The following is a 14,878-nucleotide window of genomic DNA, read 5'->3' on the forward strand; positions in this document are numbered from 1 at the left end:
GACGAACCTCTTCGTAGGTCGGATAAGCGCAGCGTCATCCGACACTTTTATCTGCAACAACAGGCGAAAATGGTGGATGGCGCTATCGCTTATCCACCCTACAACACCTGTTTAGTGACCTTTGTCAGCAATCTAAAAGGCCAGCGCTCTGCTGGTCTTTTTTATTTCCACAACCCCCATCTGCCCCCCAGCCATCTCCAACAAACGCCCAGTGAAAGCGATTACATATGCGTTAAAAGATAGTTAATTAAGATTAATCCTCATGACAGATTAATGTTGACGCACTGTTTACATAAATGTTCAGACTAGTCCGGATTACTTATTTTCTCTTTTATTATCCGCATTTAATGCTATGTTTTATATAATAAATTTATACATACACTTCTTGACATTAGTGTAAGCGATTACACTAACGTGAGTTGCATCACATAATTTCACGTAGCGTTGCCCTACCCTTAATAGCGAGACACCCCCAAATAATTCAACTGGAGAGCACTATGCCTGACATAAAAAAACAAGGGCGCTCGAACAAAAGCATGACCTTTTTCGTCTGTTTCCTTGCGGCCTTGGCAGGTTTGTTGTTTGGCCTTGATATCGGCGTTATTGCCGGTGCGTTGCCGTTTATCGCGAAAGATTTCCAGATAACCGCACATCAACAAGAGTGGGTTGTCAGCTCGATGATGTTTGGTGCAGCAGTCGGTGCAGTAGGTAGTGGCTGGCTCTCGTTCCGTATCGGGCGCAAATACAGCCTGATGATTGGCGCAGTGCTATTCGTTGCAGGTTCGCTCTGTTCTGCGTTTGCACCGAATACCGAAATCCTGATTCTTTCCCGCGTGTTGCTTGGGCTGGCAGTCGGTGTTGCGTCTTATACCGCACCGCTTTATCTGTCTGAAATTGCGCCAGAAAAAATTCGTGGCAGCATGATTTCGATGTACCAGCTGATGATTACCATCGGGATTCTCGGTGCTTACCTTTCTGATACCGCATTCAGCTACAGCGGCTCATGGCGCTGGATGCTGGGCGTCATTACTATTCCAGCCCTGATTCTTCTGGTTGGCGTGTTCTTCCTGCCAGACAGCCCGCGCTGGTTCGCTGCTAAACGTCGTTTCCACGATGCCGAGCGCGTCCTGTTGCGCCTGCGTGATACCAGTGCCGAAGCCAAACGTGAACTGGAAGAAATCCGTGAAAGCCTGAAAGTTAAACAAAGCGGTTGGTCGCTGTTTAAAGACAACAGCAACTTCCGCCGTGCGGTGTTCCTCGGCATTCTGCTTCAGGTGATGCAGCAGTTCACCGGTATGAACGTCATCATGTATTACGCGCCGAAAATCTTCGAAATAGCGGGCTTTACCAACACCACTCAACAAATGTGGGGCACCGTAATTGTTGGGCTTATCAACGTACTGGCGACATTTATTGCGATCGGTCTGGTGGACCGCTGGGGCCGTAAACCGACGCTGGTACTGGGCTTCATGGTGATGGCTGTTGGCATGGGCATACTGGGTACCATGCTGCACATTGGTATTCACTCCCAGGGCGCGCAATACTTCGCCATCGCAATGCTGTTGATGTTTATCGTCGGTTTTGCAATGAGTGCGGGTCCACTGATTTGGGTGCTGTGTTCTGAAATCCAACCGCTGAAAGGCCGCGATTTTGGTATCACCTGCTCTACCGCCACCAACTGGATTGCCAACATGATCGTCGGCGCAACATTCCTGACCATGCTTAACACTCTGGGTAACGCGAATACCTTCTGGGTCTACGCGGCGTTAAATCTGTTCTTTATTGTGCTCACTCTGTGGCTGATTCCAGAAACCAAACACGTTTCCCTGGAACACATCGAACGTAACTTGATGAAAGGCCGCCGCTTACGTGAGATTGGCGCTCACGAATAAACCACACTCGCCCCTTTCCACAATGGAGAGGGGCTTGCACCCTGCTTCGCCTGGCACTAATCTGTGCCGTTATGAAATCCCCAAGACTCCCCATCGCACTCCAACAGGCCGTTATGCGCTGCCTGCGAGAAAAACTCCAACAAGCCAATCAGCAGTTGGGCCGAAACTATCCTGAACCGAAACTGGTCTATCAGCAGCGCGGCACTGCTGCGGGTACCGCATGGATGGATAGCTACGAAATTCGTCTAAATCCGGTATTGCTGATGGAAAATCAGCAAACTTTCATTGATGAAGTTGTGCCGCATGAACTGGCACATCTGTTGGTCTGGAAACACTTTGGCCGCGTAGCACCACACGGCAAAGAGTGGAAATGGATGATGGAAGCGGTGCTTGGCGTCCCCGCTCGTCGCACGCATAAGTTTGAAGTGCAATCCGTGCGTAAGAACACCTTCCCCTATCGCTGCCGCTGCCAGTTACATCAGCTTACCGTCCGACGCCATAACCGTGTGGTGCGTGGCGAAGCAGAATACCGCTGCGTTCAGTGCGGCGACCTGTTAAAAGCAGACGCTACAACCTCCTGTAATTAAAAATAATAATCGGAAAGTTTCCTGATTTAGCTTATTGAATCCTGATAACCCATCAGTTAGGGTGCGAGCACGTTTTAGTAAGGATTCTGGAAATGTCTCGCAAATATTCTTTGGCTGTTGCAGTTGTTGCAGCCCTCTCCTCTTTTTCCGCACTCAGTGCCGGTATTAATAACTTCTCTCAAGCTAAAGCCGCTGGCGTCAAAGTGAATGCCGACGCGCCGGGTGACTTCTATTGTGGATGTAAAATCAGCTGGGAAGGGAAAAAGGGCGTTCCCGATCTCGAGTCCTGCGGTTACAAAGTCCGTAAGAATGAAAACCGCGCAACACGCATAGAGTGGGAGCATGTCGTACCGGCCTGGCAGTTCGGCCATCAGCGCCAGTGTTGGCAAGATGGCGGCCGTAAAAACTGCTCCAAAGATCCGGAATATCGCAAGATGGAAAGCGATATGCACAACCTGCAACCCGCAGTAGGCGAAGTGAATGCTGACCGTAACAACTTCATGTATAGCCAGTGGAATGGCGGCGAAGGTCAGTACGGGCAATGTGAAATGAAAGTCGACTTCAAAGATAAGATTGCCGAGCCACCTGCGCGTGCGCGTGGTGCTATTGCTCGTACTTATTTCTACATGCGTGACCAATATCAGCTCAACCTTTCTCGCCAGCAAACCCAGCTGTTTGAGGCGTGGAACAAGCAATATCCGGTCACTGCCTGGGAATGTGAGCGCGATGAGCGCATATCCAAAGTTCAGGGTAATCATAACCCTTATGTGCTACGAGCTTGCCAGGCGCAAAACAGCTAACCTACACTAGCGGTTTAGTCCCCTCTCCCTCAGGGGGAGGGAGAAAAACACGACCTCTTTTGGATATTAAAAACCATGCGTATACCCCGCATTCACCATCCTGAATTACTCACCGTTGGCCAGGACGTGGCACTTTGTGAAGATGCGGCTAACCACGTCGGCCGTGTACTGCGCATGAATGCAGGCCACGCACTGCAGTTGTTCGATGGCAGCAATCAAGTTTTTGATGCTGAAATCGTTCAGGCAGATAAGAAAAGTGTGCGGGTGAAAGTGCTTAGTGCCACCATCGATAACCGCGAATCCCCACTGCATCTGCATCTTGGTCAGGTCATGTCGCGTGGCGAGAAAATGGAGTTCACCATTCAGAAGGCCGTTGAGCTGGGTGTGAATGTGATTACCCCTTTGTTTTCTGAACGCTGTGGCGTAAAACTGGATGCCGAGCGGCTGAATAAAAAGCTCTCGCAGTGGCAGAAAATTGCCATTGCTGCCTGTGAACAGTGTGGACGCAATGTGGTGCCGGAAGTGCGCCCGGCGATGGATCTTGAAGCGTGGTGTGCTGAGGACGATGCAAGTCTCAAGCTCAATCTGCATCCACGCGCTAACGCCAGTATTAATACCTTGCCGCAACCTGTTGAACGTGTGCGCCTGCTGATTGGCCCGGAAGGCGGTTTAACTGCTGACGAAATCGCCATGACCTCGCGCCATCAATTTACTGATATTCTGTTGGGACCTCGCGTTCTGCGTACTGAGACTACCGCGCTCACCGCGATTACCGCACTGCAAGTGCGTTTTGGCGACCTGGGCTAAAACCGGAGAAAACAATGATCAAGCTTGGCATCGTGATGGATCCCATCGCAAACATTAACATCAAGAAAGACTCCAGTTTTGCCATGCTGCTGGAAGCCCAGCGCCGTGGTTACGAACTCCACTATATGGAAATGGCCGATCTGTATTTGATCAACGGTGAAGCGCATGCGCGCACCCGTCTGGTCACTGTCGAGCAGAACTACGATAAATGGTACGAATTTGGCAGCGAGCAAGATATTCAGCTTGCCGATCTCGACGTGGTGTTGATGCGCAAAGACCCGCCGTTTGATACCGAGTTTATCTACGCTACCTATATTCTTGAGCGCGCCGAAGAACAAGGCACGCTGATCGTTAACAAACCGCAGAGCCTGCGCGACTGTAACGAAAAGTTGTTCACCGCCTGGTTTGCTGATTTAACCCCAGAAACACTTGTCACTCGCAACAAAGCACAGTTGAAAACATTCTGGCAAAAGCATGGCGACATTATCCTCAAGCCGTTAGATGGCATGGGCGGCACGTCGATTTTCCGCGTCAAAGAAGGCGACCCTAACATTGGCGTTATTGCTGAAACACTAACAGAGCTGGGCAATCGTTACTGCATGGCGCAAAACTACCTGCCAGCCATTGTTGATGGCGACAAACGTGTTCTGGTTGTTGATGGTGAACCTGTTCCATATTGCCTGGCGCGTATTCCGCAAGGTGGTGAGACTCGTGGTAACCTGGCGGCTGGCGGTCGTGGCGAACCACGTCCATTGACTGAAAGCGATTGGGAAATTGCCCGCCGTGTCGGCCCAACATTGAAAGCCAAAGGATTGATTTTTGTTGGTCTGGATATCATCGGTGACCGCCTCACTGAGATTAATGTCACCAGCCCAACCTGCATCCGCGAAATCGAAGCCGAGTTCCCTGTATCGATCACGGGTATGCTGTTCGACGCTATCGAAGTACGTCTGGCGAAATAGCCTGCACCACCCCGGCCCAAGGATGGGCCGAGTGTCCAGTGCAGTTCAAAAGTGATAAACTGACTATTCCTCGCGCATCTAATGCCGCTTTTTCAACCGGAACCAGAACCTCTGACAATGAATTTACAGCATCACTTTCTAATTGCCATGCCGGCGCTCCAGGACCCTCTGTTTAAGCGTGCAGTCGTTTATATCTGTGAATACAGCGAAGATGGCGCAATGGGGATAATCATCAATAAACCTCTCGAAAATCTTCAGGTTGACGGTGTTCTGGAAAAACTCAAAATCGATCCAGAGCCGCGTGACCCAGCCATTCGCCTTGATAAACCGGTGTTTATTGGCGGCCCACTGGCAGAAGACCGTGGTTTTATTCTGCACTCCCCACCGGACTGTTTTGCTTCAAGCATCCGAATTTCAGATGACACAGTGATCACCACATCCCGTGATGTACTCGAAACCATTGGCACCGCAAAGCAGCCAGCCGATATTATTGTCGCGCTCGGCTACTCGTCGTGGGAAAAAGGGCAACTGGAACAAGAGATTTTAGACAACGCCTGGCTCACAGCACCAGCAGACGCGTCGATTCTTTTCCACACCCCTATTTCTGAACGCTGGCGTGAAGCAGCAAAATTAATCGGCATTGATATTCATAATATGCCTAGTGAAGCGGGGCACGCTTAATGAGCAGCGGAACACTGTTATCCTTTGATTTCGGCACCAAAAGTATTGGTGTCGCCATCGGTCAGCGTATTACCCGAACGGCACGGCCTTTAACAGCACTGAAAGCACAAGACGGTACCCCTGACTGGAATGTCATCGAGAAAATCCTTAAAGAGTGGCAACCCGACGAAGTGATTGTTGGCTTACCTCTGAATATGGACGGCACCGAGCAACCGCTTACTGTCCGCGCAAGAAAGTTTGCCAATCGCCTGCATGGCCGTTTTGGTGTAAAAGTTTCGTTGCAAGATGAGCGCCTGAGTACCGTTGAAGCCCGTGCTGGTTTGTTTGAACACGGCGGTTTCCGCGCGCTTAACAAGGGCAGCATTGATTCAGCCTCTGCGGTCATCATTCTTGAAAGCTGGTTTGACTATAACCCTTAGTCTTTTTTGCTATCAGGCATGTCTGAAGACGCACCGATCAGCTCATGCCTTGCCGCGACTGCCAGAAAATGGCTGCGATCCTTGTAACCAGATGACGGCTGTTTTACACGGTTATCAATCCGCTCCAAAAGTGCATCTGGCAGAGAAATATTGATTCGCTGTTGCTTCCCCTCCAAAGCTGACAAATCCACATCCACCAGCAGCCACTGATTACAGTACGCATATTCTGGATTTGCCGCATAAACAAATGGCCCGGCATCTTTAAGCTGAGTGATATCCATACCACGCTCAACCATGAGATCAACAATCGATAAAATCGCCTCGCGTACCATCAGTGCAATTTCATCTTGATTATCTGCCGCTGAAATACAGCCGAAATCATCATTGCATAACGCAGGAACAATCATGCCATACGCTTCGTTATCGTTTGCAGGCATCTCCACGCCAACAGAAAAAAACATAGGCTTTACTCCTGAATTGGAAGAATCCATTGACCTTCCCTGAGATGAAAATCACACACACACAAACACACAGAAGCAATAATTCTAATCATCGGAATATCCCTCACCCCAGCCCTCTCCCCCAGGAGAGGGAGCAATACCAATACGACCTTCCGCACGTAACCGCGCTTGGCTGTGCGAAAAACTCTGCATGCCATATTGCTGCCCGGTTTGAATCTGCCCGGGCAACTGATGAGCTTTCCCTTCACGGATAAGGCTCGCTACGGCTGGTGTATTCACCAACAACTCGAACAAAGCCACCCTTCCACCTTGGGCATCAGGCTGTAATTTCTGCGCCAGCACCGCTTTTAAACTGCCGGCTAATTGGCTGCGCACCATGTTTTTTTCTTCCGCAGGAAAGACATCCACCAGCCGTTCTACAGCTTGTGCGGCTCCGCGAGTATGCAATGTTGCCAGTACCAGATGGCCTGTTTCCGCAGCGGTGAGCGCCAGGCGTATGGTTTCGCTATCGCGTAATTCCCCCAACAAAATCACATCGGGATCTTCACGCAATGCCGCACGTAACGCTGCAGCAAACGAGCGGCAATGTGTGCCAGGTTCTCGTTGTTGAATCAGGCAGCGCTTTGATTGATGGACGAACTCAATAGGATCTTCCAGTGTCAGGATATGCCCATCTAGCTGATGGTTGAGATGCTCAACCATCGCCGCAAGCGTGGTGGATTTACCGCTGCCTGTCGCGCCAGTCACCAGAATTAGCCCGTCTGGGGATTGCAACAATTCGGGGATCAACGGTGGAACGTTTAGCGCCTCGAGTTTGGGACAGTCCGACGCCAATAACCGCAAGGCAAGTGAGTTGCCTTGCAACTGGTGAAAAGCGTTCGCCCGCAATCGTACTCCAGAATGTAGAGTCACGGCGAAATCCACTTGCCCGCTTTCTTCCAGTTGTTCCTTTTGTGCTTTTGACAGCCAGTCATCAAGCAATGCTTGTGGTTCAGGCGCGCTGCCAGGCAGTAGTTCAAGCCGTCCTTGCCGCCGCCAACGAGCAGGAAGCTGCGCGCACAGGTGTAGATCAGAGACATTATGCTTTACACTAAGGGCCACAATTTCTTCGATATCCATATCACTTTCCAACCTATGAACGAGATAACGCACAATCTGGCACAGGTTCAGCACAAAATCTTAGCGGCAACTGAACGCTGCGGCCGTGCTCCAGAAGAAGTTACTTTGCTTGCAGTAAGCAAAACCAAGCCTGCAAGCGCTCTCGCAGAAGCGATTGCTGCCGGCCAACGCGCATTCGGTGAAAACTACGTGCAGGAAGGCGTGGATAAAATTCGTTACTTTGCCGATAACAGTGAAGCCACACTGGAATGGCACTTTATTGGCCCTTTGCAGTCGAACAAAAGCCGTCTGGTGGCTGAACATTTTGACTGGTGCCACACCGTCGACAGGTTACGTATTGCTACTCGTTTAAGCGAACAACGCCCGGTTGAGCTTCCACCGCTTAACGTGCTGATTCAAATCAACATCAGTGATGAGCAAAGCAAGTCTGGTATTACGCTGAGCGAGCTTGAAACGCTTGCTGCTGGTGTCGCTGAATTACCGGGTTTGGTATTACGAGGTTTAATGGCGATCCCTGCCCCTGAGCCTGATTACGAGCATCAGTTAGCGGTTTGCCAGAAGATGGCAGCGGCTTTCGAATCGCTCAAAAACCGCTATGCAACGGTTGATACGTTGTCCCTGGGCATGACCGATGACATGGACGCCGCGATTGCCGCAGGCAGCACCATGGTGCGCATTGGAACCGCTATTTTCGGCGCGCGGGATTACTCCGCTCGTTAATCACCATAATTATTGAGGAACGCCATGCTGACGTTGACTTTCCTGGTCAAAACACTGATTGAACTGTATGTGATGGTGCTGTTGATTCGCATCTGGATGCAGTGGTCGCGTTGTGATTTTTACAACCCTTTTGCACAGTTTATCGTCAAGATTACCCAGCCGATTGTCGGGCCACTGCGTCGGATAATCCCTTCAATTGGGCCGATCGATACTTCTTCCCTGTTGGTGGCGTTTATTCTCACCACGCTGAAGTACCCGATCCTGCTGCTTATTCAGGTCGGTGCGCTATCACTTGACCCAATGAACCTGCTGGTTGGCTTGTTATCGTTGCTCAAGTCCGCCGGTACGCTGGTATTCTGGGTTATTATTATTCGTTCGCTTATGAGCTGGATTAGCCAGGGTCGCAGCCCAGTAGAATATGTGCTGATGCAATTAACTGAACCGATGATGGCACCGATTCGCCGCATTATCCCGGCAATGGGCGGGATTGATTTCTCCGCGATGGTGGTGATTTTGATTCTGTATGCGCTGAACTACCTTGGTATGGATCTGTTCCCGGGGCTTTGGTTCTTGCTGTGAGTGCAGTGAGTCAAACCGCAGACGGGCTGGTTTTACGGCTGTACATTCAGCCGAAAGCCAGCCGCGATAGTATTGTCGGGCTGCATGGCGACGAACTAAAAGTCGCCATCACTGCCCCACCGATTGACGGCAAAGCTAACGCCCATCTGGTAAAATATCTGGCTAAACAGTTCAAAGTCGCCAAAAGTCAGGTGCTGCTTGAGAAAGGCGATCTGGGCCGCCATAAACAAATTAAAATTATCGACCCGCAACACATCCCGACGGAAGTCGCGGCATTGCTCGAATAATTACCTAATTTCACAGGATTTTCTCACTATGCAAAAAGTTGTCCTCGCGACCGGTAACGCCGGTAAAGTGCGTGAACTCGCCGATTTACTGAGCAATTTTGGTCTGGATGTCGTGGCGCAAACCGAACTGGGTGTGGAGTCTGCCGAAGAAACGGGCCTGACATTTATCGAGAACGCCATTCTGAAAGCACGCCATGCGGCGCAGATAACGGGTTTGCCAGCCATTGCTGACGATTCAGGTCTGGCGGTTGATGTGTTGGGTGGTGCGCCGGGGATCTATTCTGCCCGCTACGCAGGCTTAGAAGCCTCCGATCAGCAGAACCTCGAAAAGCTTCTGGCTACACTGAAAGATGTACCAGACGAGCAACGCAAAGCGCGTTTCCATTGTGTGCTGGTTTATATGCGTCATGCAGAAGACCCCACTCCGCTGGTTTGCCACGGCAGTTGGGAAGGCCAGATTACCCGTGAAGCTGCGGGTACCGGTGGCTTCGGCTACGATCCTATTTTCTTTGTCCCGAGTGAAGGCAAAACTGCCGCTGAATTGACTCGTGACGAAAAACGCGCCATTTCCCACCGCGGGCAAGCGCTAAAACTGTTACTGGAAGCAATGAAAAATGGCTAATTTGCCACCACTGAGTCTCTATATTCACATCCCGTGGTGCGTGCAGAAGTGCCCCTACTGTGACTTCAATTCCCATGCACTTAAGGGCGACGTGCCGCACGATGAGTATGTCGCCCACCTGTTGCGCGATCTGGATATCGACGCGCCAATGGCACAAGGACGTGAAATAAAGACCATCTTTATTGGTGGTGGTACGCCTAGCCTGCTTTCAGGCGAGGCGATGCAAAACCTGCTGGACGGTGTGCGCGCGCGCCTGCCGCTGGCAGCCGATGCGGAAATCACAATGGAAGCTAACCCTGGAACGGTAGAAGCTGACCGTTTCGTGAGTTATCAGCGTGCTGGCGTGAACCGTATTTCTATTGGTGTGCAGAGTTTCAGCGAGCCTAAGCTCAAACGTCTGGGGCGTATTCATGATTCTGGTGAAGCGAAACGCGCGGCGAATCTGGCAAGCGGACTCGGTTTGCGCAGCTTTAACCTCGATTTGATGCACGGCCTGCCGGATCAATCGCTAGAAGAAGCGCTGGACGATTTGCGCCAGGCAATTGCACTCAACCCGCCGCATCTTTCCTGGTATCAGTTAACGATTGAGCCGAACACTTTGTTTAGTTCGCGTCCGCCAAAACTGCCGGACGACGACGCATTGTGGGATATTTTCGAGCAAGGCGATAAGCTGCTGACTGCGGCAGGTTATCAGCAATATGAAACCTCGGCCTATGCTAAACCGGGTTACCAGTGCCAGCACAACCTGAACTACTGGCGCTTTGGCGATTACCTGGGGATTGGCTGTGGCGCACACGGCAAGGTAACGTTCGAGGACGGGCGCATTGTTCGTACCGCGAAAACACGCCATCCACGCGGTTATATGGAAGGTAAATACCTCGACAAGCAGCACGATGTGGAACAAGCCGATAAACCGTTCGAGTTCTTTATGAATCGTTTTCGTTTGCTCGAAGCGGCGCCACGCAACGAATTTAGCTTATATACCGGGCTTGATGAGTCGGTGATTCGCGCGCAGTTAGATGAAGCGATAGCTAAAGATTACCTGGTTGAGACTGAGGATTATTGGCAGATTACCGAGCACGGGAAGCTGTTTTTGAATTCGCTGTTGGAGCTGTTTTTGGCTGAATAATCAGGCATTACTGGCGGATGACGCTGCGCTTATCCGCCCTACGAAAACCGATTTGCATTACTGGCGGATGACGCTTGCGCTTATCCGCCCTACAAAAACCGATTTGCATTACTGGCGGATGACGCTTGCGCTTATCCGCCCTACGAAAACCGATTTGCATTACTGGCGGATGACGCTGCGCTTATCCGCCAGTAATGCAGTTGTAGGTCGGATAAGCGCAAGCGTCATCCGACATTACTCCAACACCAAAACTTAAATATTCTTCACCCGGCTGGTCAAAACCAACGCAAACACCGCTAACCCGGCAATCAACCAATATACCGAATAATGCCCAAAACTCTCGGTCAGCGCGCCTTGTAAAACCCCCGCCAGAATCACGCCCGTCGAAATACTATTGGTGAACAACGTGGTCGCCGACCCCGGCCTGCCCGGCATCAAATCCTGGAACCACAACATGCCAATCCCGGCAACAATGCCGATAAATACCGCGTTAAATAGCTGAAGCAACAGCAGCGCCGTACGGCTGTGGAACATAATCAGTCCGACGTAGAACAACACGCCGGCGGCTACGGCAATCACCATCATGCGCCGTTTACCAAAACGCTTTACATAATAGCCCGCAAGGATCATCGCCGGGATCTCAAGCCCCGCCGCCGTCCCCATCAACAGCCCAGCCAGCGATTCGGGCAGGCCTAAATCACTGCTGATCCACAACGGCATGTCGATGATATACATGGTGTTGCAGGTCCACATCAGCATCGAAGCAATAAACAACAGACGGACGTTTTTATCTTTCCAGCCGCTGACCTGGGTAAGCGCCACATCTGCGGGCTGCTCAATCCTTGCGACCGAGGGTAATGCGAAGAAAATCAACGCCAGCGAGATAACAAATATCCCCGCGGCGATAAGAAACATAGTGGTGAAGCCGTAGTTTAATGCCAGCATAAACGATAGCGGCGGGCCAATAACCCAGGCAAGCGAGAGCTGCGCACGCATTATCGAGCTGAACATCACCACTTCACGCGCTGAGTTATCGGCATATTCACGGGCAAGGGCAAATATTTGCGGCATCGCGGTGTTGGCAATAGAGGCGAACATCACGCCAACGGTGATTAACGTCAGGTAATGACGGTTAAAAGCAAAAAGCACACAGTTTGCTACAGCCATCACGCAACAAACCATAATCAGTTTGCGACGATCGCCCCGGTTATCTGAACGCTTCGCCAACGCCAGACTGACGAGGATCCCGGCTATCGCATTGACGGTATAAAACAGGCCAACCCAGAATGGGCGCACTTCCACTTCGCGACTTAAAAACAGGCTAAGAGTGGGCGCCTGGAGTGCCCCCGCAATCCCCATCATGAAAGCCACAATCATAAATGCGGCGTACACCGGGTTAAGGCGTCGTCCTTTGGTCAGAAACCAAATCATGCAGAAAGATCCTTTTTACTTAAGCGGGTGATAAGTGTGCAAGGCCTCGACTATACCCTAAATAATTCGAGTTGCGAGAAGGCGGCACTGCGGCTCGAAGAATGACGGGTATAAAAAAGCCAGCAGTATTAATCTGCTGGCCAGGTGAAAACCACCAATTCTCAGTCACACTTGCTGTCAGCGATTTGGTGCTCTACGAACGCGGACTCCCACTGCATTAAGTTCTCAAGCATCTCCAGACGTTGCTCTGCTTTCAGGCGAGCCAGCCATCCAACAGAAACACTTTGGGTTGCGGCAAAATACTGTTGATAAAACTTAACCACTGGCGACCGTTTCATAAAAACCCCAAATAATTCAAGTTGTGGGAAGGCGGCAAACGCGTGAGTCCCCAGGAGCATAGATAACTATGTGACTGGGGTGAACGCGAGTAGCCAACGCACCAACGACTTGAAGTATGACGGGGTTGTACCTCCTCGCTTTCAACGTTGATGATTATTGGCGTAATATGAGGAAAGTTAAATTGATGAGTTTCTGCCGGGAGTTCCTCTTTTATGTCGTCTGGTCGTCTGCAACAACAGTTCATCCGTTTGTGGCAAAACTTTGAAGGTAAGCCGCAAGAAACGACGTTGAATGATTTGGCCGATTTGCTGAATTGCTCCCGCCGCCATATGCGTACATTGCTTAGCGCGATGCAGGAAAAGGGCTGGCTGAGCTGGAAAGCGGAAGTCGGACGCGGCAAGCGTTCACAGCTTGAGTTCTTGTATACCGGCCTTGCACTCCAGCAACAGCGCGCCGAAGACCTTCTTGAGCAGGACAGGATTGACCAACTGGTGCAGATAGTCGGCGATAAAGCTGCCGTGCGCCAAATGCTGATTTCTCACCTTGGGCGCAGCTTCCGGCAAGGGCGGCATATTCTGCGCGTTCTCTACTATCGCCCGCTGCTCAATCTGTTGCCCGGTTCCGCTTTGCGCCGTTCAGAAACGCATATTGCCCGGCAAATTTTCAGCGGACTGATCCGTATAAATGAGGAAAATGGGGAACTGGAAGCGGATATTGCGCACCACTGGCAACAAATATCCCCATTACACTGGCGTTTTTATCTGCGCCCCGGCATTCATTTTCACCATGGCCGTGAGCTGGATATGCTGGATGTGACGACGTCCCTACAACGCATCAGCTCTTTGCCGCTGTATTCGCATATCACGGAAATTACTTCTCCAACGGCCTGGACGCTGGATATTAAGCTCTCACAGCCCGATAACTGGCTGCCGTGGTTGCTGGGTAGCGTTAACGCGATGATCCTGCCGCGCGAATGGCAAACCTTAAGCCATTTCTCCCGCCAGCCAGTCGGCACCGGTCCCTATTCGGTGGTGCGCAATAATACTAACCAGCTGAAAATTCAGGCCTATGACGATTACTTTGGTTATCGCGCATTGATTGACGAAGTGAATTTCTGGGTGCTGCCGGACATTGGCGAAGAGGTCAGCTGTGCGGTGCAATTATCGGGAATGCCCGACAGCGAGAAAGCCGTCGAAAGCCGCCTTGAAGAAGGCTGCTACTACATTTTATTTGATAACCGCTCAAGCGCCGGCAGCAATAAAGAAGTGCGCCGCTGGCTCAGTCATGTGCTGGCACCGATTCATCTGCTGTATAGCGCGGGCGAGCAAAACCAGCAGTACTGGTTCCCGGCTTACGGACTGCTGCCACGCTGGCACCACACGCATCCACAACCAGCCGTCGAAAAACCGGCCGGGCTGGAATCCGTGACGCTGACGTTTTATCGCGATCACGTCGAACATCGGGTAATCAGCAAAGTGATGGAAGAATTGCTGGCACGTGTTGGCGTAAAACTGGTGGTGCAAGAAGTCAGTTATGAAGAGTGGCATCAGGGCGATGCCGTCAGCGATATCTGGCTCAATAGCGCGAATTTCACCCTGCCGTTAGAGTTTTCGCTTTACTCGCATCTTTATGAAGTGCCGCTGATTCAAAAGTGCATTGCTATCGACTGGGAAACGGATACCCGCAACTGGCATAACGGCGAGCTTTCTCTGCCTGAGTGGTGCCAGAACCTGGTTGAAAACAATGATATTTTACCGTTAATCCACCACTGGCTACGCATCGAAGGGCAACGCAGTATGCGTGGTGTGCGTATGAACACACTGGGATGGTTTGACTTTAAATCGGCGTGGTTTGCCCCACCGGAGCCACCCCCCCTGCGGCTTGAAATATGACGGGTATAATGCTTTCGAATCATTCACAAAGTTATTACAATGCACGCGTTCTCAACGGGGTGCTAAGGCGAAAGTCTGGCTGAGATAATACCCGTCGAACCTGATCCGGATAACGCCGGCGAAGGGATTTGAGGCTCTATTCTCAAATGTC

At 51.1% G+C, this 14,878-nt stretch carries 17 protein-coding genes and 1 riboswitch; of the genes, 13 read left to right on the forward strand and 4 right to left on the reverse strand.

Going from position 1 to position 14,878, the window contains the following annotated elements:
• The first annotated feature begins 497 nt into the window (after positions 1-497).
• From EC843_RS10510 to ruvX, 7 genes are all read left to right on the forward strand, one after another.
• Positions 498-1,892 carry a sugar porter family MFS transporter gene (locus tag EC843_RS10510; RefSeq protein ID WP_121814912.1) on the forward strand — a complete coding sequence of 465 codons (1,395 nt, stop codon included), beginning with the start codon at positions 498-500 and terminating at the stop codon, positions 1,890-1,892.
• A gap of 71 nt (positions 1,893-1,963) precedes the next feature.
• Entirely contained in the window at positions 1,964-2,479 is a 516-nt protein-coding gene (locus tag EC843_RS10515; RefSeq protein WP_121814911.1) for a SprT family zinc-dependent metalloprotease, read from the forward strand.
• A 92-nt stretch (positions 2,480-2,571) separates the two neighbouring features.
• Positions 2,572-3,279 carry a deoxyribonuclease I gene (endA, locus tag EC843_RS10520; RefSeq protein WP_064543538.1) on the forward strand — a complete coding sequence of 236 codons (708 nt, stop codon included), beginning with the start codon at positions 2,572-2,574 and terminating at the stop codon, positions 3,277-3,279.
• A gap of 75 nt (positions 3,280-3,354) precedes the next feature.
• Positions 3,355-4,086, forward strand: coding sequence for a 16S rRNA (uracil(1498)-N(3))-methyltransferase (rsmE, locus tag EC843_RS10525; protein ID WP_121814910.1), 732 nt, complete (start codon positions 3,355-3,357; stop codon positions 4,084-4,086).
• Between the two features lie 14 nt (positions 4,087-4,100).
• Positions 4,101-5,048, forward strand: a complete 948-nt coding sequence (gene gshB / locus EC843_RS10530; protein WP_133522220.1) for a glutathione synthase — start codon at positions 4,101-4,103, stop codon at positions 5,046-5,048.
• A 117-nt stretch (positions 5,049-5,165) separates the two neighbouring features.
• Complete coding sequence (locus tag EC843_RS10535) at positions 5,166-5,729, forward strand: YqgE/AlgH family protein (RefSeq protein ID WP_064543533.1); 564 nt, start codon at positions 5,166-5,168, stop codon at positions 5,727-5,729.
• A complete protein-coding gene (gene ruvX, locus EC843_RS10540; protein WP_064543531.1) occupies positions 5,729-6,148 on the forward strand; it encodes a Holliday junction resolvase RuvX in 420 nt (139 codons plus the stop codon). Before EC843_RS10535 ends, ruvX begins: the two co-directional genes overlap by 1 nt.
• Here the strand turns inward: ruvX and EC843_RS10545 are convergent.
• Both EC843_RS10545 and EC843_RS10550 read right to left on the reverse strand, forming a co-directional pair.
• Positions 6,145-6,609, reverse strand: coding sequence for a type II toxin-antitoxin system HicB family antitoxin (locus tag EC843_RS10545; RefSeq protein ID WP_133522295.1), 465 nt, complete (start codon positions 6,607-6,609; stop codon positions 6,145-6,147). The two genes, ruvX and EC843_RS10545, sit on opposite strands and share 4 nt — an antisense overlap.
• 84 nt (positions 6,610-6,693) lie before the next feature.
• The gene (locus EC843_RS10550) at positions 6,694-7,728 is read right to left on the reverse strand and encodes a type IV pilus twitching motility protein PilT (protein ID WP_133522221.1); all 1,035 of its coding nucleotides are present in this window, start codon (positions 7,726-7,728) and stop codon (positions 6,694-6,696) included.
• Positions 7,729-7,743: 15 nt separating this feature from the next.
• Here EC843_RS10550 and EC843_RS10555 point away from each other — a divergent pair, with 15 nt between their 5' ends.
• From EC843_RS10555 to hemW, 5 genes are read left to right on the forward strand one after another with little or no spacing between them, the layout of a single operon-like run.
• Positions 7,744-8,448: a YggS family pyridoxal phosphate-dependent enzyme gene (locus EC843_RS10555; RefSeq protein WP_133522296.1), complete on the forward strand. Its 705-nt coding sequence runs from the start codon at positions 7,744-7,746 to the stop codon at positions 8,446-8,448.
• 24 nt (positions 8,449-8,472) lie between these two features.
• On the forward strand, positions 8,473-9,027 hold the full coding sequence (locus EC843_RS10560) for a YggT family protein (RefSeq protein ID WP_064543525.1): 555 nt from the start codon (positions 8,473-8,475) through the stop codon (positions 9,025-9,027).
• On the forward strand, positions 9,024-9,314 hold the full coding sequence (gene yggU, locus EC843_RS10565) for a DUF167 family protein YggU (RefSeq protein WP_064543523.1): 291 nt from the start codon (positions 9,024-9,026) through the stop codon (positions 9,312-9,314). The genes EC843_RS10560 and yggU overlap by 4 nt, the downstream gene beginning before the upstream one ends.
• A 28-nt stretch (positions 9,315-9,342) precedes the next feature.
• Positions 9,343-9,936 (forward strand): XTP/dITP diphosphatase, encoded by a 594-nt coding sequence (locus tag EC843_RS10570; protein ID WP_133522222.1) that lies wholly within the window; start codon positions 9,343-9,345, stop codon positions 9,934-9,936.
• Complete coding sequence (hemW, locus tag EC843_RS10575; protein ID WP_121814905.1) at positions 9,929-11,065, forward strand: radical SAM family heme chaperone HemW; 1,137 nt, start codon at positions 9,929-9,931, stop codon at positions 11,063-11,065. Before EC843_RS10570 ends, hemW begins: the two co-directional genes overlap by 8 nt.
• A gap of 252 nt (positions 11,066-11,317) precedes the next feature.
• On the opposite strand, the gene EC843_RS10580 is transcribed toward hemW, so the two are convergent.
• Both EC843_RS10580 and sgrT read right to left on the reverse strand, forming a co-directional pair.
• The gene (locus EC843_RS10580) at positions 11,318-12,496 is read right to left on the reverse strand and encodes a sugar efflux transporter (protein ID WP_064543515.1); all 1,179 of its coding nucleotides are present in this window, start codon (positions 12,494-12,496) and stop codon (positions 11,318-11,320) included.
• 161 nt (positions 12,497-12,657) lie between these two features.
• Entirely contained in the window at positions 12,658-12,834 is a 177-nt protein-coding gene (sgrT, locus tag EC843_RS10585) for a glucose uptake inhibitor SgrT (RefSeq protein WP_074388521.1), read from the reverse strand.
• Between the two features lie 213 nt (positions 12,835-13,047).
• Between sgrT and sgrR the strand changes: the two genes are divergently transcribed.
• Complete coding sequence (gene sgrR, locus EC843_RS10590; protein ID WP_133522223.1) at positions 13,048-14,727, forward strand: HTH-type transcriptional regulator SgrR; 1,680 nt, start codon at positions 13,048-13,050, stop codon at positions 14,725-14,727.
• A gap of 45 nt (positions 14,728-14,772) precedes the next feature.
• Positions 14,773-14,872, forward strand: a riboswitch (TPP riboswitch).
• The last annotated feature ends 6 nt before the right edge of the window (positions 14,873-14,878 follow it).

This window comes from Buttiauxella sp. JUb87 (genome assembly GCF_004361975.1).
Lineage (GTDB): Bacteria > Pseudomonadota > Gammaproteobacteria > Enterobacterales > Enterobacteriaceae > Buttiauxella > Buttiauxella ferragutiae.